A 23111-nucleotide genomic window follows, 5' to 3' on the forward strand; every position below is an offset into this window, starting at 1 on the left:
TAATGTACCTGTTTATTTTGTGCCTACTTACGTTTTTTTCTACATTTAGTTACGCGAAATCACCCGAGGAAATCCGTTCAGCTTTTTTATATCAAATGGCAAAGTTCATTGATTTTCCAGAGCAAAAAAATAAGAAAACGACTCGTTTTTGTTTTTATGATATCAAAAAAGGTCCAGGCGCTGTTTTATATAGTAATCGTACCTTAAAAATACGTTCAAAGCCGATCGAAATAATCGAAGTGAAAAAGTCTGACTCGTTGCGGGAACTTTCCCAGCAATGTGATATCACATACATTGATGAAACAATGGAAGATGATATACTCTCCGCTTGGACCGATACAATGGCCCTAAGTATGGTAACTGTGGGCGAAAGTATCGAATTTTTGGAAGGGGGTGGGATTGCGTCCTTGGTCCAGGAAGGGAGTAAGATAAGGCTGTATATAAACAAGCAAGAAGTCACTCAGCACAACTTTAAAGTGCTTTCTCGGTTGCTTGCCGTCTCCAAGTTTTATCCTAACTGATTTTACTTGTTAACAATTGAATATACTCCTATAATCGTTAACATTCGGTTTTATTATATAACGCCGAAGATTTTGTAAATACAATATTCCGAAAAGGTTAATTAATAATGCAAACGCCAGTCATTCTAATTGTTGAGGATGAAGACGTAACTCGACTGAACCTCGTTAGTTTATTTGAAGCCGAAGGTTATAAGGTAATTGAAGCCATTGATGGCGATGATATGCATGAAAAATTGACATCTAACGATGATGTCAACTGTGTGATCATGGATATTAACCTGCCAGGCAAAAATGGCCTTATCCTGGCCCGTGAGTTACGCCAGAAGAAAAACATCGGTCTAATTTTCTTAACCGGCCGTGACAACGATGTCGACCGTATTCTTGGTCTCGAGATCGGTGCCGACGACTATGTAACTAAACCTTTCAATCCACGCGAACTTACAATTCGCGTACGTAACCTGATCTCTCGCACCGGCTCAAACCCGGAAGAGACCAGCATTGACAGCAATGGTGTCATCACCTTTAATGGCTGGGAACTGGATGAGAATAGCCGCTGCCTGACTTCTCCAACTGGTGAGTCAAAACGCTTACCAAAAGGTGAATACCGTGCGCTGCGCCTGATGCTTGACTCACCAGGTCGTATCTTTAGCCGTGAGCAACTAATTAAGCATATGACGGGCAGAGAGTTGCGTGCAAACGACAGAACAGTTGACGTAACTATCCGTCGCATTCGTAAGCACTTTGAAACCGACAACAACACTCCTGAATTGATCAGCACCATTCATGGTGAAGGCTACCGCTTCATTGGGAAGATCGATAGCCAGTAAGTTTGCGTTACGAGTTTTCAGCGAGTTTTGCAATTAATGAGTGAAGGGCGGTTTGCCCTTCTCTTATTTTTACTTCCAGTTCAACCAACCACTCAGCACGTTGTGCACTGCTTACTTCCGTCCCTTCAAGTTCCATTGTCTTAGCATGTAACTGGACGTTCTGCAGTCCTACTGACCCTGCCGCGCCTTTTAATTTATGTGCAACGGAAACGTATGTCTCGGTATCACCGCCCTGATTAGCCTCATCAAGTTCATTACAGTAAGTCGGGTTCAGTCGTGTAAACAAATCACAACTGCGCTTAAACGCCTCAATACCCATAGAAGAAACAAAGTCGGTGATGGTTTCCACATCCAGTAAAGCTTGCTCCTGCTCGCTCAGTTGCAATGGCTCAGCTTCAGATGAAGATTGCTTCTCTTTATTTGCTTCGATACCAAACAGCTCCGCAAGCATTTTATCTAGCTTGGTCGTATTGATTGGTTTGGCCAACGCCCCCTGGATATTTATTCCCTGTAGCTCTTGTTCTGCACTGCGGACATTGGCAGTCAGAGCAACAATGGGAAGTTCATCAAAATGGCTATCGGAGCGAACCTGCCTTGCTACTTCATCCCCATTAATATCTGGCAGCTGCATGTCTAGCAGGATAAGGTCCAGTTCGTCTTCAGTTTCAACCATGGACAAAGCATCTTCTCCGGTTTCAGCCCAGATAACTTCATGGCCACGCTGCTCCAGCAAGTTTGTCGCTATCTCGGCGTTTAGCGGCACATCTTCCACCAACAGAATATAGAGGCTGCGCCCTGCATAGCTTTGCTCATTCGGTGCGGCACACAACTCCAACGGCAGCTCAACATCAAAGCGGCTTCCCTCTCCTTGCATACTGCTTACATGAATTGTACCTTTCATGGCATGCACCAGGGCTTTTGTCACGGCCAAACCTATGCCCGAACCAATGGCATCATTGCCACTGGCATCCGGCGCTTTATAATACATATCGAAAATCCGTTCCTGCTGATCAGATGGGATCCCCATACCTGTATCGATCACACTGATCGACAGCCATGGACCGTCTTCACGGTTTTCACGGCGACATTCAAGTGTAACACTACCGCGGTGCGTAAATTTTACTGCATTATTGATCAGGTTCCACAGCACCTGGCGTAGTCGGGTTGGATCCAATAAAGCATAGATATCCAGCAGACCAGTACGTTTAATGTTGAACTCAAGACCCTTTTGCTCTGCAATAAGACCAGCAAAGTTCACTACATCATTAATAAAGTCCGAGACATTAATGCTGTCTGTCGCAATATCCAACTGTTCCCTGTCTATCTTGTCGAGGTCAATAATATCATTGAAGATATTACCCAAAGTTTCCGCACTGGAAAAAACGGTGTTACACCAGCTCTTTTGTTGCTTGGTCAGCTCAGTGTCGAGCAACATACGGGTCAGTCCGACAATGCCATTGAGCGGCGTACGAAGCTCATGGCTCAATGTGGCAATAAATTTCCCTTTGTCTTTGTAGGCAGTCTCAAGCGCCTGCTCTGCTTCTTTACGGCTGGTAATATCACGTCCGAAAGCCAGTAATCCGATATATTGCCCATCGTCATTTATGAAGGGCAGCTTACGCATCTCAAACCAACAGTTTTCATTGGCTACCGGATACTCAACATCTACATTGATAGATTGCTGGGTCTCAATCACATGCTCATCGGTTTGCAGTACCTCAGGAATATCTTGTTCACCAAACACCTGTTGTACCGTATGCCCGATAAGCTGTTTGCTGGTTTTGCCAATAACTTGTTCGAATTTCTTGTTACACCCGGCAAACACCCCACGCTCATCTCGGTAATAGAACAGATCGGGGGAAGAATCCACGATACTGCGTAGTAGCATACTTTGTTGCGCCAGTTCTTGCTCAGCTTTACGGCGCTCCGAAATCTCTTTACGTAACTCTGCTATCGCCCGGTGTTTGGCATGCAGTGCCATTTTCCGCTCATCAATTTCATTATTGAGCCGGTTAATATTGTCTTTGAGGGTCTGATTGAGCAACTTTTCCTGCTGCGTGGCTGATTCCAGATACTCCTTTGAGGCATCAAGCTGGCGCATTGCATAGATAGCAACAGAAAGCAGCAATGGCGAGGTTAAGGCTGCAAACAATACGACGGACAACACATTGACCAATGTCACTTCACCGAGTGCAACGTAATAAAACATGCACGCCAACACCAGAGACACGATCAGCACAAATGCATAGGCGACAATACCCGCCCAACGGTCTCCGTAGTTCCTAATCAAATTTGATAAAATTCGGGCCCAGGTCCCAAATGAAGAGTCAAGCATAATAAAATCACCTAGTTAACTTCTACATTATACCTGACCCAAACACAGAAGCGAGTGACCAAAAGTCGCAAGCGACATTGCGCAAACCAAAATAACCTCGCCAGCTCCCGTATTCAGGGTCTTTCGTGGATGTTTAGAAAGTCGACTTAAGCGTATGAATTTTTGCACACTTGGGCGATTTTTTTACCAGATAATTTCCATTAGGCTCGGCAAGTTGTGACATTTTGGTGTAACATGCCTCCCCCTTATAGTCGTGATTAAGAGAGTTCAAATGCCAACTTCAATGCCTGACATTGCACATTCTGCTGACGCCTTACAAGAAGGTAAGCTGGACTGGGTAGGAATGGGAAATATCGAGCTGCCTTTATTGTTATCCAGCAAAGGGTTGAATGACACGCCTGTGACTGCCAAAGCAGACGCGTTTGTCAGCCTGGACAGAAAAGATGCCAAAGGCATTCATATGTCACGACTATTTTTGGCACTTGATGAGTTATCATGTGAACAGACACTATCTCCGGGGGCTATTCGTGCGGTGCTGGACAGTTTTATTACCAGCCACGAAGGCCTGAGCCATAGCGCTAAAGTGACCTTCAATTTTGAACTTCCCTTGCGTCGCTCCTCTTTACTGAGTGGGAAACAAGGGTGGAAAAATTACCCAGTTATTATCACTGCAACTCTGCAGGACGGCCTGTTTAATCTGGAGTTAGCTCTTGATGTTACGTATTCGTCAACCTGTCCCTGCTCGGCCGCTCTGGCTCGTCAGCTGATCCAAAACGCTTTTGAGCAAAAATTTGCCGGTCAGTCTCTCGACCATGCCAGTGTGCATGCCTGGTTAGGTACAACCGAAGGCATTTTAGCTACTCCACACTCACAACGCTCTGTGACCAACATCAAAGTGAAACTGGATGAGCACTGTCAGGAGTTTGACATTCTGGGGTTAGTAGACCTGGTGGAAGATGAATTGAAAACCCCAGTTCAGGCAGCGGTTAAACGCGAAGATGAGCAGGAGTTTGCCCGTCTTAATGGCCAAAACCTGATGTTCTGCGAGGATGCTGCCAGAAAACTCAAAGCCTTGTTTGAGCAGGAAAACTACCAGGATTACTATATAAAAATAAACCATTATGAGTCGCTGCATGCACATGATGCTGTCGCCTATGCAGTCAAAGGACTGAAGAACGGTTATCGCGCCTAACTCCCAAGGATGCTTTTGGCCCTGTTTAAGCTCGGTGGCAGTAATCTACCGAGCAAACCCCATCATTATCTTCACCAAAAATCACTTTAGGCACGCTCTTTGCTTAATAATCACCAAGTCAAATTGTTGTCGTGGAGTGATTTATGGAACTAACATTACTATCTATTCTTGCGCTGGTCGTTATTGCTTCCATTGTTATTTCAAAGTATACGGATACCGGTGGTAATCCCTATCCGTTTAATCGAAAAGAGTCTGTATTTACAACAGTAGAGGCCTCTTTCCTGCAGCTGTTAGAGCGTTCAGTGGGTGACAAGTTTAAGGTTGTGAGCCGGGTCAAACTGATTGAGATCATCGAGTGCAAACCTGGCTTGTCTAAAAAGGCGCGTCGTTCAGCCATCACTAAAGCACAAAATAAACAGCTAGATTACGTATTGGTTGATAAAGAAACCCTGAATATTGTTGCCGCAGTCGATTTGGTTAACAACGCCAACAAGAACGGCCACAAAGCGCAGAAAGACTGGTTTGTCAGTGGCGCTCTGGAATCTGCCGGCATACCGCACATTCGCATGAAGGTCAAAAGTGGTTATAAAAGTGCAGAAGTGCGTGCTGCAATTCTGTTCAAACTGGGTAAAAAGCCAGAACCACAAAGCAAGCCGCGCAATCGCAATTACAAGCCTGCGGTACTCTCGCCCTCTCAGGCCAAGGCCGCAGCCACTCAGTTAGCCGAGATATAGCCACGCCTATTTGCTGTCAGCCCATCATATGGGCTGACAGCAAAACCCTTTCCCCACCTAACTCCATATTCTCAGCGCCCATTTATGATATATAATGAGCAGCACAGTAAAAAAATAAGAGAAGACTATGAAAGTAGGCATTATTGGCGCCATGGAACAGGAAGTCACTATCCTGCGTGGCGCAATGAAAAACACACAAACCGCAACCAAGGGCGGGTTTACCTTTTACCATGGTGAACTAGGTGGTCATGAAGTCACGCTGGTTCAGTCTGGTATCGGTAAAGTCGCAGCGACCGTTGCTACCACTTTGCTTATCGACAACTATGCGCCTGATTGCGTGATCAACACAGGCTCTGCCGGTGGCTTCGACCCCGAACTCAATGTCGGTGATGTGGTGATCTCTTCAGAAGTGAAACATCACGATGTAGACGTTACCGCATTTGGCTATGAACTGGGTCAGGTCCCGCAAATGCCAGCAGGCTATAGCGCACACGCAGCCCTGGTTGATGCCGCTCAGCAAAGTGTCGGTGAATTGACAGGTATTCAGACTAAAGTTGGTCTAATCTGTACAGGCGACTCCTTCATGTGCGATCCCGTACGTATCGACAAAACGCGTCAGGACTTCCCTGAGATGCTTGCCGTTGAAATGGAAGGCGCAGCAATCGCGCAAGCTTGCCATGTGTTAAACACCCCTTTTGTTGTGATCCGTTCATTGTCTGATATCGCAGGCAAAGAATCGCCGCAGTCGTTCGAAGCTTATCTGGAAATTGCCTCAGTAAACTCCTCAAAGCTGGTTACTGCTCTGCTGGCTAAGCTGGATCAGGTTTCGCTTTAAGGTGTTAACTGACCAATTGCAAGCCCATACGGGCTTGCTGATATTTCTACTGGCTACACTCAGCGCAATAGGATTCAGAACCTCCAGTCTGTATCATCCCAACGTGCTCATGACCTTGCTGTTTGCGAATCTCGCACAGAAAGTCTACCGACCAAAAGCAGCAGCAGGTTATCAGTTGCTATCCGGTAGTCTCGCATTTGTATTGCCAATCCTGACCACTTTGATCTTACTCGCAACACTCGGCTATTTATCTTTCTATCCCCAGTGGCTTGGCGGCCTGGTACTGTTTCTTTGTCTTGATATCCAGCATGAGCGCCGTGCAAAGCGTATTGCCATTTTAGTAAAGCAACAACAAAAGGCCGCCGCGCGCCAGTTGCTAAGTGCTATGGTCAAACGAGATGTCGAAAAACTCTCTGCCATGGGCATTTGCAAGGCTTGCCTGGATAGTCTGGCACTGCGGGGGATCAGACACTTTTATGTGGTGATTGTCTTCTATCTCATTGGTGGACCTTTACTGGCCCTGAGCTATAAACTGATGCTAATGTGTGATCAGGCATGGCGCAGCAAGATGCAACCGGATACTTCGTTTATGAAACCTCTGCAAGTGTGTTTGATGGTATTTGAATGGTTACCCGTAAGAACATTAGTCCTGATGATGGCACTGACACAAAACCTGAGTAAAACACTCCATTACCTCAGGCATTATGGCCAGTTTTACCGGCCCGGTAACTCAGGCTGGATTTTAACGTTATTCTCGGCGAGTCTGAACACACAACTGGCAGGACCCCGCTTTTATCAGCAACAGCGCTTTGACAATATGCGCATTGGCAGCGATACCCCGCCTGAACCCGAGACCATAGCACTGATGCTGAAGTTACTGGCGACCATGCGCTGGTTTTTCCTCTGCGCACTGTGTTTATGCTGGTTGACCGTTAATATTCTGACTCATTAAAAAAGGCGACCTGATGGTTCGCCTTTTTTATGCTCGTATTCGCTTGATCAGCTGGTCAGATTATTCAACGCTGATTTTGGCGAATTTACGTTTACCAACCTGATAAATCGCAGTTGAGCCTTTTTCCACACTCAGTTTAGAGTCAGTGACTTTCTCTTCACCATTGAGTTTAACCGCGCCTTGTTTGATCATGCGCATGGCTTCTGAAGTACTGGCTACCAGACCTGCTTCTTTCAATACATTGGTAATAAAAGTCGCCGATTCCGCGATGGTAATGGTCACTTCAGGGATATCATCTGGCAATGCATTTTTCTGGAAGCGTTTGATAAAGTCCTGATGCGCCGCCTCAGCATCCGCTTCGCTGTGGAAACGTGCGATCATTTCTTTGGCAAACTCGATTTTAATGTCTCGAGGGTTGCGACCACCTGCCACTTCTTCTTTCAGACCAGCAATCTCTTCCAGAGATTTAGCACTAAGTAACTCATAGTAGCGCCACATCAGCTCATCAGAAATCGACATCACTTTACCAAACATATCGTTTGGTGCATCTGTGATACCAATGTAGTTACCCAAAGACTTAGACATCTTCTGCACACCGTCGGTACCTTCAAGCAGTGGCATCATCAGCACGGTCTGCGGCTTCTGACCTTCTTCTTTTTGTAACTCCCTGCCCATCAGCAGGTTAAAGCGTTGATCGGTACCACCCAGCTCAACATCCGCTTCCAGCGCTACGGAGTCCCACCCCTGAACCAGAGGGTAAAGGAACTCATGGATGGCAATTGACTGACCGCCAGCATAACGCTTTTTGAAATCATCACGTTCCAGCATACGGGCAACCGTTTGACGTGCTGCAAGCTTGATCATGCCCGCACTGCCTAATTTTTCCATCCACTCGGAATTGAACGCCACGGTGGTTTTAGCTGGATCCAGGATCTTAAATACTTGCTCTTTATAAGTTTCAGCATTAGCCAGAACATCGTCACGTGTAAGCGGCTTGCGCGTGACATTTTTACCAGTCGGATCGCCAATCATGCCAGTGAAATCACCGATCAGGAAAATGACCTCATGACCTAAGTCTTGGAAAGTTTTTAGCTTGTTGATAAGGACAGTATGGCCCAGGTGTAGATCTGGCGCTGTTGGATCAAATCCGGCTTTGATCCGCAACTTTTTACCAGATTTCAGTCTTTCCTTTAAATCTTCTTCAATCAGAATCTCTTCAGCACCACGCTTTATCTCTGCCAGTGCCGTTTCTATGTCCACAGTTGTCACGCCAACCTCACTCCAACAATTTAATCAGTTAATCGCCCGATTTTAGCTTATATTCGGGGCAGTTTAAATGTATAAAAGACTGGTATTTGCGCATTATTACGTATATGCTGCACTATTATTTGCAATAATTCTTGACAGCGGAAAAGGCACGTTATGGTACATGCAGTGCACAAACTCCCAAAAAAACACAAGTTGCTGATCCTGGGCTTGCTGTCAGCAATGGTCGCTATTGCACTCATCCCATCTGAGAAGGCAACAGCCTCCCGAGATCACGACAAAAGCGCGCTCGAAGTTGGCAAAAGATATGAGCTGCCACTCAACGTCGGTGAGCAACAATCAGAGCTCACTGAGCTCAGCGAAGCGCCTGCAAACATAGCGGAACCGGTTGTCCCGGAAGCTACCCAATACGACTTCAAAGACCACCAGGTACGCAACGGCGATAGTCTGGCTGTCATTTTCAAACGTGCCGGCTATTCGGCACAGACACTTCATAAGCTCGTCAATACCAACGCAGAAACACGCAAGCTGACCAAAATACACCCAGGTGAGGTGCTTAGTTTTGCTAGCGATGAGCAAGGTGAATTGCTGCAGCTTAAATATGTGTTGTCCAAAACAGACACTCTGTTGATAAGCCGGACCGATGAAGGTAATTACGCTACACGCATAGAAAGCAAAGAAATTGAAACGGTCGAAAAATCCGCAGGTGGTGAGATCAAGTCCAGTTTTTGGACTGCGGGGATTACCGCGGGCTTATCGGAACGCCAGATCATGAACTTTGCCCATATCTTCGGTTGGGATGTCGACTTCGCCAATGATATTCGCAAAGGCGATCGTTTTACACTGATATATGAGTCGCACTTTGTTGACGGTGAAGAGATTGGTACGGGTAAAATTATCGCTGCTGAATTCATCAACCAGGGAGAGCGTTATACAGCAGTTCGCCACTCTGACGGTGACTTTTATACCCCTGAAGGGCGCAGCATGAAAAAAGCTTTCCTGCGTGCTCCGGTTGATTTCAAATATATAAGCTCTAATTTCAACCCGCGTCGCTTGCATCCGGTCACCGGTCGCGTATCGGCCCACCGCGGTATTGACTATGCCGCCAGAACAGGCACTCCAGTGGTGTCGGCTGGTAATGGTAAAGTCATAAAATCTGGCTACAACCGTCTGAATGGTAATTATGTGTTTATTCAGCACGGTAGCCAGTATGTGACTAAATACCTGCACTTACATAAGCGTCACGTAAAACAAGGTCAGAAGGTTAAACAGGGCCAGAAGATTGGTACCGTTGGTGCTACCGGCCGCGTTACTGGTGCCCACCTTCACTATGAATTCTTGGTAAATGGCGTACATCGTAATCCGCGTACGGTTAAGCTGCCAAAATCACAGCCATTACCAGCAGCTGAACTGACAACCTTTAAGCCTCTGGCGCAACAAATGTTGGCTAAGCTGGAGCGAAATCGCGAGCTGATGCTGGCTCTGAATAATTAATCAAACGCCCTAATGCAAAAAAGCCACCGAGAGGTGGCTTTTTGCTGTTTAACAACCTGACTCAAGAGCCTGTTATTTTCAGATTTAAGAACTTTTCAAGTGCCTCAGGATCAGCAGCCAGAGACTGAACTTGCTGAGAAAATGCGTTGAAGTCCATCGCCTCATCTAACGACACATTGACCTCCAGCGCATTTAGACCAGCCGCAAAACCACTGAGCCCCTGCTTGGCTTCTTCAGAAACCGGCACCTGAGCAAGTTGCATTGTCAGCATCTGCTGAAACTGCTCTTTTGTCAGTCCTTTACTGGTTAGTAGTTCTGTAACTAATAGTTCCAGCTTTGGCTGTCCGTCAATTGCAAAGGTTAGCTTTTGCGGTTCAAGGGATTGTATTGCAGAAAGCAGCTTGCTTTGCATTTGCAATTCCTGCTCCAAAGTCATCTCTGCTCCCTGTTGCTGCATCTCAAGTGACGTACTCATCAGCTCAGCACTGTTGCCAAGATCAAAGTTAAACTCAAGACCAACAACACCCGCAGCCTCAATCGCCGATTTAAATTGACTGTCGCCACTGTGTTCATCGTAACGCATAGACGATGTGAGTGCGAAGTGTGTGCCAGCCAAAGCGGTAGATTGCTGTTCGAGCTCAGCTGCAATGGCCGGGCTTAGTGTCACATTGGTCAGTTTGACCTCGGTAAAGTCGCTAATTTTATCTGCTTCATAGCCCTGTAAACTGAATTCACCGATGTTTAACAGCGCCTGTTGCTCAGTAGCATCTTTGACCACCAGAGACTGCACTTTAACAGTATTGGTAAACAAGTTGTACGACGTTCCCTGATACTCGATCAGCATGTCAGATTGTTCTGCAAATTGTGTGATCTGCTGCTCAATAACGAGTTCAGCCTGCTGATTAGCATAGATATGCGCACCAACAACAGCGGCTGACATTACACCACCGAGTGCCAGCATGATCGTAGATTTTTTCATTTTCGTGAGTTTCCTTTAAAACAAGGCTTCAAGTGCATCACTGAGGCTGGCAACGGCAACGACCTCCATGCCCTCAATGGCGTCCTTTGGTTTATTTGCGATGGGTACAATAGCACGTTTGAAACCATGTTTCGCGGCTTCGCGCAGCCTTTCCTGGCCACTGGGTACCGGGCGGATCTCTCCACCAAGGCCAACTTCGCCGAACACCACCATCTGGCGCTCCAGCGCATGATTTTTAAAGCTGGACACCAACGCCGCTATTAATGCCAGGTCAGCACTGGTTTCAGATACCTTAACCCCACCCACCACGTTCACAAACACATCCTGATCCGCTACCTGCAAACCACCGTGACGATGCAGTACGGCTAACAGCATTGCCAATCGATTTTGCTCCAGGCCGACCGTCACGCGTCGCGGATTGGCCAGTTGGGAGTAATCCACCAGCGCCTGCACTTCCACCAGCAATGGCCGAGTACCTTCCCAGATCACCATCACCAGAGAACCTGGAGTTTGCTCTTCTCCGCGATTGAGGAAAATAGCAGAAGGGTTACTGACTTCTTTTAACCCCTGACCTGTCATTGCAAAGACCCCAAGCTCATTGACAGCACCGAATCGATTCTTGTTACCACGCAAAGTTCTGAAACGACTGTCGCTACTGCCTTCAAGCAAAATGGAGCAGTCGATACAATGTTCCAGCACTTTAGGTCCAGCCAGAGATCCATCTTTGGTCACATGGCCGACCATAATAATGGCAACCTGGTTTTGCTTGGCAAAACGGGTCAGGTAAGCGGCGCTTTCTCGCACCTGAGAAACACTGCCCGGTGCGGACTGCACATCACTCATGTGCATCACCTGAATGGAGTCAATGACCATAATGGCCGGCTTTTCACGCAATGCCAGCTGGCAAATGCTCTCAACGTTTGTTTCGGCCAGGGTACGTAGTTTGTTGGTTGGCAGGCCAAGGCGTTTGGCCCGCATCGCAACCTGCTGCAAAGACTCTTCACCCGTTACATATAGGGTAGACATAGTCTCGGCAAGCAAACACATGGTCTGCAACAGCAAAGTACTCTTACCGGCACCGGGTTCTCCACCAATCAAAATGGCGCTACCAGGCACCACCCCACCACCGAGCACACGGTCGAACTCTTTGAATCCAGTAGTAAATCTTGGCAAAGATTCGAGGTTGACTTCATCCAGCGTCTGAACTTTAGCTTCGACGACACCGGCATACCCAGCCATAGTTCCGGCCCGTGGAGCCGCTTTTACAGAAGGGACTCTGAACTCAGTAATCGTATTCCAGGCTTTACATTCAGAACATTGCCCTTGCCATCGAGCAAATTCCGCTCCACAATCACTACAGACAAATGCGGTTTTCTTTTTTCCCATAAAAATCAAGGCATAGTTATTGCTTAAATTAAAACTCAATTAAGCTTAGTTCAACAGTAAGCGTTAATACTGACATAAATTTGGCAAAGGCTAAAACAATAACCGGGTAAGATCTGCTGATTTAAAATGTGTACCTATGGCTGAAGATAAATTACAACAATACCAAGACTTAATAGATGAATTAAAGATTGATCTAGGCGATCCTAATTTTGACTTTATCTTCAAGCAAAAAACGGCGCAACTCAGTAAGCCCGATCAGTTCTTGCTGAAAATGGAAATGACTCGGCTGTCGCAACCCGTTGCCCGCTTTATTGACCTGCGCGGCCAGGTTTCAGGTCAAGTTAAACCCTATGAATACGAAGGTAAGCAACATTTTATGGACGATGTTGCTATTCGGGTGTTCGAACAGGAAGTCGCCCGTTATGGCGGTTATACCTTGGCCGTATACGAAGCGGTCATGAACACCGACAACAATTTTAAGGTGATGCAGAAACAGGCTGCCCAGCAGCAAGATGAAGATGTCACCGGACTGGACGTCTCTCTGGCAACTCAATATATCCGCTTTGCTTCTTATGAAAGCCGCATCGAAGAGCGGATGAACTATTCAATCAAGATCACCGTCGAGTTTGGTAATCAACGGCTCGCCAATGCCAGTACCTCGGACATATCGCTCAGTGGTGCCAAAATTAAGCTGGCACCAAACTATCATCTGCATAAAGGGGATCTGGTGTCGCTCAGACTGGTCGGGTTGGAGCAAGATTTTGAGCTGGGCCTGAAAAGCGGCATCCAGTACGAAGTCGTCGCCGTTGACCCTGTATCCAATGAGTATAATCATGTTCGCCTCAAACGTACGTTTGTGGAGAACAACAGCGGCTTTGACGACTTCCTGCAAAGCTTTATCCATGGCAACAAACGACGTTATAAAATCAACCTGGATAATACAATGGATGCTGTTGTGTGTAAGGGCTATGAACAATACTACTTACCGCGCGTTAATTCCCTGTTTGTATTTTTCAGCCAGGCCAACACCATGCTCTACCCAAGCTTGGTCCTGACCAATGAAAACAATGCACACATCAACTACTATTTTGAGGATGAGCGCAAGACCTCCTCTCTTTATAGCGTTTTTAATCAGCAACGTCTGGATATGTTGCTGCAGCGCCCGGAACCCGTAAAAGAAGCTTTCTGCTACACCTTCACGCATGGTAAAACGGTAAAATCTACTTTTACTCTGCCTTTGACTGGGAGCTGAAAAAGTCTGCGGAATTGCGTGATTTGTTTATGGGCTTTGGCAGTCAAAAAGACAGCTGGCGGATCTTTAAAGTGCAGCTTATGCCAAGTCATCATGAAGATGCCTTTATTCCTCTGTCGCTGCCATCCAGTGCGGGCAAGAATGTAGAAAAGCTCAATAAGCGCCCCACCCCTCGCGTACAGGGGCTGATAGAAAACGTCAAGTATCTGATGACCCTCAGCGATATTACTACTGAGCAGCAAACCGCTTACTATCAGGCATTGCAATACCCTAAAGAGCAGGTCAACCTAATCAAGCAGTTCGGTCACGGCAAGGCAAAAGTCCCGCCCCCGCTCGAAGTTGTAGCACTTGAATATGTTAACCTGCGCTCGCACAAACGCTATTTATATAAAACCGCAGCCACGGTGGTACAAGACGACGGACAAGCTTTACACGGCTACACCCGAGACTTCTCAGTAATGGGCTTACAAGTGGCACTGGAAGAGGCCACGACGCTTCACAAAGGAGATATTGTACACCTCGACCTACCCGAGCTGCAGAAAATCACTAAACAACATAACCTGACGAAACTCAGATATGAGGTGATGGCTGTCAATAAAGCAAAAACCATCATTAACCTCAAGGTGAATATTCTCAGCAATGTGCAGCATACCGCCATTACGTTTTTCAAGATCCTGATTGAAAGCAATAAAAATAAGCTTCAGCCCTGCGAAGAAGCACCAAGGATCCCCGGTCTGTCCCATGCTCTGCGTAATATGGTCACCAAGAGTATTTGCCAGTTCCCTCTGTACCTGCACAAAGCAGCGGCCCATTTTAGGATTGGTGCAATAGGCCAGGGGCTCTACCCTACAGCACTCCATACAATTTTACTCTCAGAGGTGATCAATCATAACCATCAGGAATATGTCCAGACACATGGCCTGTTACCCAGCGACTTCATTGGTGAATATCTGAGTGAGCGGCTGCGCAAACAATCACGTCAGGACAAGCCCCTGCAATACACTGTATTTCTGCGCTTTGATCCGCAAGCCTCTGAACTGAAAGACGCTCTAAAAAGCCAATGTGTTGCTGCGGGAGAATCGTTCGAACCCTTATTCCTGTTCATTAAGCGAGCATTGAAAAAAGAGTTACTGTTTGTTTTTCATTTGTATATATCAAAAACCGGGCGTCCAGATATGGACTACCTGGCCAACGAGCTAAGGTATGTTAGTCATTATGCAATACATAAAGCAAAGGGACTCGAAGAAGCACTGTGGAATGTCGCCGGAGTCTGTGATCTGATAGACGTTACGGAGCAGATCCTGCCTACTCTGGACGTGGATCAAAACCAGCTGGATGTTATGTCAGAGCGCAAAAAAGCCTGGTTATCAACTCAACCTGGCACCTGACAGAGACACTCTGTCAGGTATTATGCACCACATGCCTAACTCAGGCCGCCAAACAGGGTCAGTAAGGCAGTAAGTACCAAAAAGAAAAGAATGTTGCGTTTAACCAGGCGCATCATGCAGGTCGCTTCGTAAGTACAACCAAAAAACTGCTGCTCTATCTGCTCAGCTGCTAATGCAATATCACTCACCACGCGCCGGTTTGAAGTTTCAAAATCGAGCAAATATTTGAGCCAACACCCGGTGCCCTGGGTAAAGTTACCTATGATCAGATAACCAAAACTGGCAACTCTGGCAGGCAACCAATCAAGCCAAAATAGTAATTTGGAGAAGCGTTGTATATGTGCCCCCAAAGTACTGCGCACCTGCGCCACCTGTGCCGACATGTCTTCTTCCTGGCGTTCAGTCAATGTACTGACCAATGAGCGCGCAGTTGCATAAAGCACGGCACCCGGCGCACCCAATGCAACAAACCAGAACATTACCGCGCAGTAGTGCTGAAAATTAATCCAGACTAAGGTTTGTCCAAACGTTTCGCCATTACGTTCTGTTTCCGTGCGTTCTTGCCCCATCTGCAATGCATAAAGCGTAACGGCTTCGGAATCACCACGAGTCAATGCATTGAGATAACCTTTATACAGTCGGCGATAACGACCACACCCAAAGCAAACTAGCAATATGAGTACATTCAACACTAACTGGAATAACACAAAATCAGAGAAATGAAATACCAAAGCAATCAGCACAGTAGGCACAATAAACCAGATCATTACACCGAGATCAGAGCCAAAAATCCCCCTCTCACTTAGCTGCTTTTTACTCCAGGTCAGATACTTTCCTAAATAGAAATCAATCTGCCAATGCTCTGAGCGGGCGCCTAAACGCTCGATCACTAAAGCAATTATGATAGAAATTAACATCATGTCCGCTACTCTTTCGTTATCAACGCAAAATATTTATCCCAATCAAACGCGACTCCGGGATCCTTCTTTCTGCCTGGTGCAATATCACTATGACCCACAATACGCTCTTTAGTCAGCTCAGGAAGCCTGTGCTGCAACCACACTGTGAGTTTAGCCAACGCCTGGTATTGCACCTCGGTATAGGGCGACCTGTCAGTGCCCTCCAGCTCAATGCCTATGCTAAAGTCATTACAGTTCGCTTGCCCGGCAAACTCTGATAAACCTGCATGCCAGGCCCGTTTATCAAACGGGACATACTGGACAATAGTGCCATCACGACGGATCAAGCAATGTGCAGACACCCTGACCCCACGCAATGATTCAAAACTAGGGTGCGCCTGACAATCGAGCGTCCCCATAAATAAATTGTCTATATGATCACCACCATATTCACCTTCAGGCAATGAAATGCAATGGATCACCAATAGTGAAGGCCAACACTCTGCCGGACGCTCATTATAATGTGGCGAGTGACGTTGAAGTGCACCATCAAGCCAATTTAACTGCATGAATAGAACCACTTAGCTAATCAATATTGTTATTACCTTAGCAAGTTTGCCATGCTTTCACTATGTTATTTTGACACCCAAATCTGGCGAGTAGAAAGGCAAGCTCCCCTGACCCTGTTAAACGACGTTGTCATTAACGGACTTAACGCAGTAGAATTAGGTTATTGAATCACAAAGCCAAGATAGCCCATGTTAAATGAACAGCTCGCCCAGCTAGTTAAGCTGGCACTTGATGAAGACCTGAATAACCAAAATGCCGCAGATGGCGATATTACCGCCGCCCTGATCCCAGCTTCACAGCAGGCACAAGCCTATGTGATCACACGTGAAGAGTGCATTTTTTGCGGTAAAGACCTGATCCTCGAGGTGTTCAGACAAGTTGATCCCAGTGTTAAGGTAAAAGTGCTTGTCGCTGACGGAGACAAGCTGCAGCCAAATCAACGTATTTTTGAAGCTCTCGGGAGCGCACGCGCGATTCTGACAGCGGAACGCACTGCACTGAATTTTGTTCAGACCCTCTCTGGGACAGCCACATCTACGGCACACTATGTAGCAGCATTGGCTGACACGAATACTCAGTTGCTGGACACACGTAAAACAATCCCAGGTCTACGCGCTCTGCAAAAATATGCTGTTACCTGTGGGGGCGGCAAAAACCATCGTATCGGGCTGTTTGATGCTTTCCTGATCAAAGAAAACCACATTGCCGCCTGTGGTGGAATTGACAAAGCGGTTGCACAAGCCAGACATAACCATCCGGACAAACCGGTAGAAGTCGAGGTAGAGAATCTGGACGAGCTGCAACAAGCACTTGAAGCTGGTGCCGATATCATTATGCTCGATAACTTTACCGTTGAGGACATTCAAATTGCCGTTAAACATACTGCGGGTAGAGCTAAGCTGGAGGTGTCGGGTAATATGACGTTAGATAAACTGGCGACGTATGCGCAAGCAGGTGTTGATTACATTTCCAGCGGCGCATTGACGAAACACCTCCAGAGTATAGACTTATCTATGCGCTTTGAGTAACAGGTGTAACGGCTTTGTAAGAAAATACAGAGCCGGTTCGTTGACAAGATCAAGAAAACTCTTTTTAATACGAACAAATAATTAGCACATAAATTATTCGTGTTCTTGATTCAATGCCAGCGCACCGTATTAACAGCTGTTATTTAAAGGTGTAGATACTACGGATGATCGCGGGTGAACAGAAAAAAGACCTAAACTGTCATAGTAATGTAGTAGACTATATAGGACTATTCATTACCATTGACTAGGCCAAAGTAATGATAATCTACTTTGATTTACAGCAAGTTGGCGATAAGAAGAACGACCTATACTGGGTCTAAACTCTGAGAGCACAGATTTAATAAACCCCTGGTGTGAGTGGTTGCTGGCATCGGGTCTAATATCCCTTAGGAGACACATCATGACGCAAAGACAACAGGGTGGTTTTACCCTTATCGAATTAATGATTGTAATCGCAATCATTGGTATTCTTGCTGCCGTTGCACTGCCGGCGTATCAGGATTACATCAACCGCTCTAAAGCATCTGAGCTTTTAGCCGCATCGACTATGCCTAAAGCCTGTGCGACAGAAACAGCTCAAATCGGTGGCAACCCAGCTGTATGTGACGACGACTTCGACGGCACTCAGTATGTAACTACCCTTACTGTAAGCGCTGCTGGCCTGATTACTATCACAGGTCAGGCTGACATGGCGGGTCTGGTTGTAACACTAACGCCAATCAATGGCGCGGATGGTGAAGCAGCTGAAGCCGGTGACTTCACCGCTGGTTTCCAGATTTCCAGCTGGCAATGTAACGGCTCTGTAAGTGGTAATGCACAAGCGAGCTGGTTACCTGCAAGCTGTACAACTAACTAATAGTTAGCACTTAAATTTTGCAAGAGGGGCAGTCCCCTCTTGCAGACTCATCGCATATGAATCAACCCGACAAAAATTCTGCCAAGGTCGATACCTTTATCTGGGTCGGCGTCAGCGCCCGTGGCAAACGCTTGCAAGGCGAACTTACCGGAACCAGTGTAGCATTAGTAAAAGCGCAACTTCGTAAACAGGGTATCACCCCGTCTAAGGTTAAACGCAAACCTAAGCCATTATTTGGTCTGAACAGCACGCAAAAAATCACCCCGAAAGACATTGCCGTTGTGACCCGGCAAATTGCAACTATGCTGACCGCAGGTGTCGCTCTGGTGCAGGCACTTGATATGATTGCTTCCGGGGCAAAGAACAAAAGTGTTAGCAAGCTGATCACCCACATTGCAGATGAAGTCAAAGCTGGTCAACCACTGGCAAAATCGCTGCGCAGCCACCCAAAGTATTTTGATGAATTATATTGTGATCTGGTTGAATCGGGCGAACAGTCCGGTGCCTTAGACCGTATTTTCGACCGGGTTGCATTATACAAAGAAAAAGCTGAAGCACTGAAGTCAAAGATCAAAAAAGCCATGTTTTACCCCATAGCGGTGTTGTCAGTTGCCCTGATCGTGACCTCAATTTTGTTGATTTTCGTTGTCCCTCAGTTTGAAGAAATTTTTACCGGGTTCGGAGCTGAATTACCCGGTTTTACCCTGATGGTATTGGGCATTTCTGAATTTATGCAGGAATACTGGTGGCTATTTCTCATCGGGCTTGGTGGAGCTGGTTACGCCTATAAAGAAGCACTTCAGCGCAGCGCCGCGGTGCGCCATTTTAACGATCGGATGGTACTGCAGATCCCGGCAATTGGTGAAATCCTGAAAAAGCGGCAGTGGCCCGCTATGCCAGAACCTTGTCCACCACCTTTGCCGCAGGTGTTCCTCTGGTTAATGCGTTAGAATCTGCAGCCGGCGCATCCGGCAATATTATCTACAAGAACGCGATTTTAGACATCAAAGGCGAAGTCAGCTCTGGTAATCAGATGAACTGGGCAATGCGTAACTCCAGAATTTTCCCCGACATGGTCGTGCAAATGGTGGCCATTGGTGAAGAGTCCGGCGCACTCGACAGCATGCTGGCAAAAGTCGCAAGTATTTATGAGCAGGAAGTAGATGACGCCGTTGATGGATTATCATCACTACTTGAGCCAATGATCATGGTGATTCTGGGCGTACTGGTTGGAGGCTTGATTGTTGCTATGTATTTGCCTATATTCCAGCTCGGCACCGTCATTTAACAATAAAAAAGACACTATTATGCAAGAAGTTTGGCATCTCATGGAGCAGCAAACCTGGTTTTGGTTGCTGACCGTCGCTCTGACTAGCCTATGTATCGGCAGCTTTTTAAACGTCGTAATCTATCGTTTACCTATCATGATGCAACGCGGTTGGCAGGCAGAATGCAGGGTGATTTTATCTCAGGAGCCTGAACATCCCGAACCCGCTCCATTTAACCTGATGACGCCAGGCTCAACCTGTCCGAAGTGTAACAGTAAAATTAAAGTTCATCACAACATTCCCCTGCTCAGCTGGTTATTTTTGAAAGGTAAATGCGCATACTGCAGCACGCCTATTGCCAAACGTTACCCACTTATCGAATTACTCACTGGAGTTGCCTCCGTGTGGCTGGCCTGGCATTTTTCTGCAACTCCACAGGCAGTTGTTTACTTACTTGTGACCTGGGTACTCATCGCACTGATTTTTATCGACATTGACCATATGTTACTACCCGATCAGCTGACCTTGCCCTTACTCTGGTTCGCACTGTTGGCCGCCGTATTTGGTATAACTATTACGCCTTCTCAAGCGATCATTGGCGCAGCTGTTGGCTATTTGAGCCTGTGGAGTATTTATTGGGCTTTTAAGCTGCTGACAGGAAAAGAAGGCATGGGATTTGGTGATTTTAAACTGCTGGCGGTATTTGGTGCACTTATGGGCTGGCAGTCATTATTGCTGATTGTATTGTTGTCTAGTGTCGTAGGTGCCGTGATCGGTGCTACTCAGCTTGCCGTGCAAGGGAAAGACAAAGCCACTCCTATCCCATTTGGCCCTTACCTCGCTATTGCTGGCTGGCTAACCTTGTTATATGGTGAGCAAATCAGTCGCTGGTACTTTTCGCTATTAGGAGTTTAATTAGATGGCTAAATGGATCTTGGGCTTAACGGGCGGGATTGGGGCCGGTAAAACAACGGTATCCGACTTTCTGAATCGATTAGGAATTGTCGTTGTAGATGCAGATATTGTTGCCAGAGAAGTTGTTGAACCCGGTAGCGATGGATTAGCTGCCATTGTTACCCACTTTGGGGAGCAGATACTGACAACTGAAGGGACGCTTGACCGCCAGGCATTGCGTGAAACCATTTTTAGCGATGAAAAAGAAAAACTCTGGCTCAACACCTTATTACATCCGATGATCAGAGAGCAGCTATTAGCTCAGTTAACCCGCGCCCAGAGCGATTATGTGATTTTGTCAGCACCTTTGCTATTTGAAAACGGACTTGAGCAATATTGTGACAAAACACTGCTCGTCGATGTCCCTGTCGAAGTCCAGATTGCGCGAACCTGCAAAAGGGACAATAGTCAGCGGCAGCAAATTGAACGCATCATAGAAGCACAAATGAGTAGAGCTGATAAACGCGACAAAGCCGACTTTATTCTCGACAATGACCAACCTATTGAAGCAATGCACAAACAACTGAACACATTGCATCAAACCTTTTTACAGCAGGCCGCAGCAAACCATGCTTGATATGTGTTGAACAGACTCTGACATAGCCCAGATCGTCATCAATTCTCTATCCGCATCTAAGCATTTTTGCTACATTTAGTGTAACTCGTTGAAGTCTTAAGAGCATTATGGAACATCACTCGCCATTACTGAGAAAGTTTATTACCCTTGGCAAACTGACTGCTGAGCAGGTCAAAGCCAAACAAGCCGACGCCCACTCCACCGCTGAACTTATTTGTCTGTGCAGCGGCATGAGCGGTCAGGAAATGGCCGAGCAATGTCTGGACCTTTTCAGAGTCCCCTACTTTGACCTAAGCGGTTTTGATATTACTCAGGTACCTAAAGAGCTGGTAAAGGAAAAACTGATCCGCCAACACCACCTGCTGCCACTGGTTAAAAAGGACAGAAAACTCTTCATTGCCACGTCAGATCCGACTGACTACGGGGCATTTGAAAACTTTGAGTTCAGTACCGGTTTACAGTGTGAGGTTGTCGTCGTAGATTACAAACTGCTCGATCAGAAAATTGATCAGCTCTTTGACGACAATAGTAGCCTGAGCCTCAGTGAAGACGAGTTTAAAGAATTCGCCAGTCTGGATGTCGAAGACGAACCAAAAACACAAAACACGGACGAAGAGAAAGATGATGCGCCAATTATTGTCTACATCAATAAAATTTTGATGGATGCGATAAAAAAAGGCGCTTCGGATCTCCACTTCGAACCTTATGAAAAAAAATACCGAGTGCGTTTTCGTATTGATGGCTTATTACACGAAATGGCCAGTCCGCCACACGCGCTGTCCAGCCGCTTATCAGCTCGTATCAAGGTTATGTCACACCTGGATATCGCAGAGAAGCGCAAACCACAGGATGGCCGCATTAAACTGAAAATCTCGGAGCGCAAGAGTATTGATTTTCGTGTCAGTACACTGCCTACCATGTGGGGCGAAAAGATTGTAATGCGGATCCTGGATTCATCCGCCGCGAAACTGGGGATCGATGCTCTAGGCTATGAGGCTGACCAAAAAGACATGTACCTCAATGCCCTAGAGCAACCACAAGGGATGATACTGGTGACCGGCCCAACCGGTTCGGGTAAAACGGTTTCTTTGTATACTGGTCTGAATATACTCAATAAACCAGAGCGAAATATCAGCACCGCGGAAGACCCAGTGGAAATCAACCTCGAAGGGATCAATCAGGTTCAAATTAACACCAAAGCCGATATGACCTTTGCAAATGCCCTGCGGGCATTCCTGCGTCAGGATCCCGATGTTGTCATGGTTGGTGAGATCCGGGATCTGGAAACCGCCGAGATTGCCATCAAAGCTGCACAAACAGGTCACCTGGTGATGAGTACCCTGCACACCAATTCAGCTTCAGAAACCCTGACCCGACTGCTCAACATGGGTGTCCCCGCCTATAACGTGGCAAGTTCAGTCAGTCTTATCATTGCACAGCGCCTGGCCCGGCGTCTCTGCCCCAAGTGTAAAGTGCCAGAAGATCTGCCAGCAGAAGAATTGCAACGTCAGGGCTTTAGCGAGGAGCAGATACAAAACATGACAGTCTATTCACCCAAAGGATGCGATCACTGTACTGATGGCTATAAAGGGCGTGTGGGCATTTATGAAGTGATGAAAATCACACCGGAGATCTCTCACGCTATCATGGATGGCGGTAATTCTCTGGAAATCGCTGAACTGGCTACCAAACAGGGCTTTGCGAATCTGAGACAATCTGGACTGAAAAAAGCAGCTGATGGGATCACTTCACTGGCGGAAGTAAACCGGGTTACCAACTACTAAATCCCGGCTCCCCC

At 46.7% G+C, this 23111-nt stretch carries 18 protein-coding genes and 2 pseudogenes; 14 read left to right on the top strand and 6 right to left on the bottom strand.

Annotated elements, in window-relative coordinates:
• The first annotated feature begins 2 nt into the window (after positions 1-2).
• Together ELR70_RS22190 and arcA are read left to right on the top strand one after the other, a co-directional pair.
• The gene (locus ELR70_RS22190) at positions 3-521 is read left to right on the top strand and encodes a YfiR family protein (protein ID WP_235577076.1); all 519 of its coding nucleotides are present in this window, start codon (positions 3-5) and stop codon (positions 519-521) included.
• A gap of 107 nt (positions 522-628) precedes the next feature.
• Positions 629-1348, top strand: a complete 720-nt coding sequence (gene arcA, locus ELR70_RS22195) for a two-component system response regulator ArcA (RefSeq protein ID WP_054014736.1) — start codon at positions 629-631, stop codon at positions 1346-1348.
• 7 nt (positions 1349-1355) lie between these two features.
• Here arcA and arcB read toward each other — a convergent pair whose 3' ends face one another.
• Positions 1356-3683: an aerobic respiration two-component sensor histidine kinase ArcB gene (gene arcB, locus ELR70_RS22200; protein WP_054014737.1), complete on the bottom strand. Its 2328-nt coding sequence runs from the start codon at positions 3681-3683 to the stop codon at positions 1356-1358.
• A 271-nt stretch (positions 3684-3954) separates the two neighbouring features.
• On the opposite strand from arcB, the gene folE2 reads away from it, so the two are divergent.
• The 4 genes from folE2 to ELR70_RS22220 all read left to right on the top strand — a co-directional run bounded on the left by folE2 (position 3955) and on the right by ELR70_RS22220 (position 7396).
• A complete protein-coding gene (gene folE2, locus ELR70_RS22205; protein ID WP_054014738.1) occupies positions 3955-4875 on the top strand; it encodes a GTP cyclohydrolase FolE2 in 921 nt (306 codons plus the stop codon).
• Between the two features lie 143 nt (positions 4876-5018).
• Positions 5019-5609 (top strand): DUF2726 domain-containing protein, encoded by a 591-nt coding sequence (locus ELR70_RS22210; protein WP_054014739.1) that lies wholly within the window; start codon positions 5019-5021, stop codon positions 5607-5609.
• 127 nt (positions 5610-5736) lie between these two features.
• Positions 5737-6444, top strand: a complete 708-nt coding sequence (mtnN, locus tag ELR70_RS22215; protein WP_054014740.1) for a 5'-methylthioadenosine/S-adenosylhomocysteine nucleosidase — start codon at positions 5737-5739, stop codon at positions 6442-6444.
• A 1-nt stretch (position 6445) separates the two neighbouring features.
• Positions 6446-7396 carry a cobalamin biosynthesis protein gene (locus ELR70_RS22220; protein WP_054014741.1) on the top strand — a complete coding sequence of 317 codons (951 nt, stop codon included), beginning with the start codon at positions 6446-6448 and terminating at the stop codon, positions 7394-7396.
• Positions 7397-7456: 60 nt separating this feature from the next.
• On the opposite strand, the gene tyrS is transcribed toward ELR70_RS22220, so the two are convergent.
• The gene (gene tyrS, locus ELR70_RS22225) at positions 7457-8656 is read right to left on the bottom strand and encodes a tyrosine--tRNA ligase (RefSeq protein ID WP_054014985.1); all 1200 of its coding nucleotides are present in this window, start codon (positions 8654-8656) and stop codon (positions 7457-7459) included.
• 162 nt (positions 8657-8818) lie between these two features.
• On the opposite strand from tyrS, the gene ELR70_RS22230 reads away from it, so the two are divergent.
• Positions 8819-10156, top strand: a complete 1338-nt coding sequence (locus ELR70_RS22230) for a peptidoglycan DD-metalloendopeptidase family protein (RefSeq protein WP_054014742.1) — start codon at positions 8819-8821, stop codon at positions 10154-10156.
• 61 nt (positions 10157-10217) lie between these two features.
• Here ELR70_RS22230 and ELR70_RS22235 read toward each other — a convergent pair whose 3' ends face one another.
• Together ELR70_RS22235 and radA are read right to left on the bottom strand one after the other, a co-directional pair.
• Positions 10218-11135: a hypothetical protein gene (locus ELR70_RS22235; protein WP_054014743.1), complete on the bottom strand. Its 918-nt coding sequence runs from the start codon at positions 11133-11135 to the stop codon at positions 10218-10220.
• A gap of 15 nt (positions 11136-11150) precedes the next feature.
• Positions 11151-12521: a DNA repair protein RadA gene (gene radA / locus ELR70_RS22240; protein WP_054014744.1), complete on the bottom strand. Its 1371-nt coding sequence runs from the start codon at positions 12519-12521 to the stop codon at positions 11151-11153.
• Between the two features lie 136 nt (positions 12522-12657).
• Between radA and ELR70_RS22245 the strand changes: the two are divergent.
• A pseudogene (locus ELR70_RS22245) lies at positions 12658-15161 on the top strand (PilZ domain-containing protein).
• A gap of 35 nt (positions 15162-15196) precedes the next feature.
• Here ELR70_RS22245 and ampE read toward each other — a convergent pair.
• Positions 15197-16081, bottom strand: a complete 885-nt coding sequence (ampE, locus tag ELR70_RS22250) for a beta-lactamase regulator AmpE (RefSeq protein ID WP_054014746.1) — start codon at positions 16079-16081, stop codon at positions 15197-15199.
• 5 nt (positions 16082-16086) lie between these two features.
• Complete coding sequence (gene ampD, locus ELR70_RS22255) at positions 16087-16629, bottom strand: 1,6-anhydro-N-acetylmuramyl-L-alanine amidase AmpD (RefSeq protein ID WP_054014747.1); 543 nt, start codon at positions 16627-16629, stop codon at positions 16087-16089.
• 189 nt (positions 16630-16818) lie between these two features.
• Between ampD and nadC the strand changes: the two genes are divergently transcribed.
• The 6 genes and pseudogenes from nadC to pilB all read left to right on the top strand — a co-directional run bounded on the left by nadC (position 16819) and on the right by pilB (position 23097).
• Positions 16819-17658 (top strand): carboxylating nicotinate-nucleotide diphosphorylase, encoded by an 840-nt coding sequence (gene nadC, locus ELR70_RS22260; protein ID WP_054014748.1) that lies wholly within the window; start codon positions 16819-16821, stop codon positions 17656-17658.
• A 400-nt stretch (positions 17659-18058) separates the two neighbouring features.
• On the top strand, positions 18059-18514 hold the full coding sequence (locus ELR70_RS25780) for a prepilin-type N-terminal cleavage/methylation domain-containing protein (protein WP_054014749.1): 456 nt from the start codon (positions 18059-18061) through the stop codon (positions 18512-18514).
• Between the two features lie 56 nt (positions 18515-18570).
• Positions 18571-19802 (top strand): annotated as a pseudogene (locus tag ELR70_RS22270) (type II secretion system F family protein).
• 19 nt (positions 19803-19821) lie between these two features.
• A complete protein-coding gene (locus ELR70_RS22275; RefSeq protein WP_054014751.1) occupies positions 19822-20697 on the top strand; it encodes an A24 family peptidase in 876 nt (291 codons plus the stop codon).
• Between the two features lie 4 nt (positions 20698-20701).
• Positions 20702-21313 carry a dephospho-CoA kinase gene (coaE, locus tag ELR70_RS22280; protein WP_054014752.1) on the top strand — a complete coding sequence of 204 codons (612 nt, stop codon included), beginning with the start codon at positions 20702-20704 and terminating at the stop codon, positions 21311-21313.
• Between the two features lie 107 nt (positions 21314-21420).
• The gene (pilB, locus tag ELR70_RS22285; RefSeq protein ID WP_054014753.1) at positions 21421-23097 is read left to right on the top strand and encodes a type IV-A pilus assembly ATPase PilB; all 1677 of its coding nucleotides are present in this window, start codon (positions 21421-21423) and stop codon (positions 23095-23097) included.
• The last annotated feature ends 14 nt before the right edge of the window (positions 23098-23111 follow it).

The organism is Pseudoalteromonas sp. R3, from assembly GCF_004014715.1.
Classification (GTDB): Bacteria; Pseudomonadota; Gammaproteobacteria; order Enterobacterales; family Alteromonadaceae; genus Pseudoalteromonas.

Bases quoted from the DNA above. Each gene is read 5' to 3' on its own strand.
- ELR70_RS22190 (WP_235577076.1), top strand. From the start codon at position 3: ATGTACCTGTTTATTTTGTGCCTACTTACGTTTTTTTCTACATTTAGT.
- arcA (WP_054014736.1), top strand. From the start codon at position 629: ATGCAAACGCCAGTCATTCTAATTGTTGAGGATGAAGACGTAACTCGA.
- arcB (WP_054014737.1), bottom strand. From the start codon at position 3,683: ATGCTTGACTCTTCATTTGGGACCTGGGCCCGAATTTTATCAAATTTG.
- folE2 (WP_054014738.1), top strand. From the start codon at position 3,955: ATGCCAACTTCAATGCCTGACATTGCACATTCTGCTGACGCCTTACAA.
- ELR70_RS22210 (WP_054014739.1), top strand. From the start codon at position 5,019: ATGGAACTAACATTACTATCTATTCTTGCGCTGGTCGTTATTGCTTCC.
- mtnN (WP_054014740.1), top strand. From the start codon at position 5,737: ATGAAAGTAGGCATTATTGGCGCCATGGAACAGGAAGTCACTATCCTG.
- ELR70_RS22230 (WP_054014742.1), top strand. From the start codon at position 8,819: ATGGTACATGCAGTGCACAAACTCCCAAAAAAACACAAGTTGCTGATC.
- ELR70_RS22235 (WP_054014743.1), bottom strand. From the start codon at position 11,135: ATGAAAAAATCTACGATCATGCTGGCACTCGGTGGTGTAATGTCAGCC.
- radA (WP_054014744.1), bottom strand. From the start codon at position 12,521: ATGGGAAAAAAGAAAACCGCATTTGTCTGTAGTGATTGTGGAGCGGAA.
- ampE (WP_054014746.1), bottom strand. From the start codon at position 16,081: ATGATGTTAATTTCTATCATAATTGCTTTAGTGATCGAGCGTTTAGGC.
- ampD (WP_054014747.1), bottom strand. From the start codon at position 16,629: ATGCAGTTAAATTGGCTTGATGGTGCACTTCAACGTCACTCGCCACAT.
- nadC (WP_054014748.1), top strand. From the start codon at position 16,819: ATGTTAAATGAACAGCTCGCCCAGCTAGTTAAGCTGGCACTTGATGAA.
- ELR70_RS25780 (WP_054014749.1), top strand. From the start codon at position 18,059: ATGACGCAAAGACAACAGGGTGGTTTTACCCTTATCGAATTAATGATT.
- ELR70_RS22275 (WP_054014751.1), top strand. From the start codon at position 19,822: ATGCAAGAAGTTTGGCATCTCATGGAGCAGCAAACCTGGTTTTGGTTG.
- coaE (WP_054014752.1), top strand. From the start codon at position 20,702: ATGGCTAAATGGATCTTGGGCTTAACGGGCGGGATTGGGGCCGGTAAA.
- pilB (WP_054014753.1), top strand. From the start codon at position 21,421: ATGGAACATCACTCGCCATTACTGAGAAAGTTTATTACCCTTGGCAAA.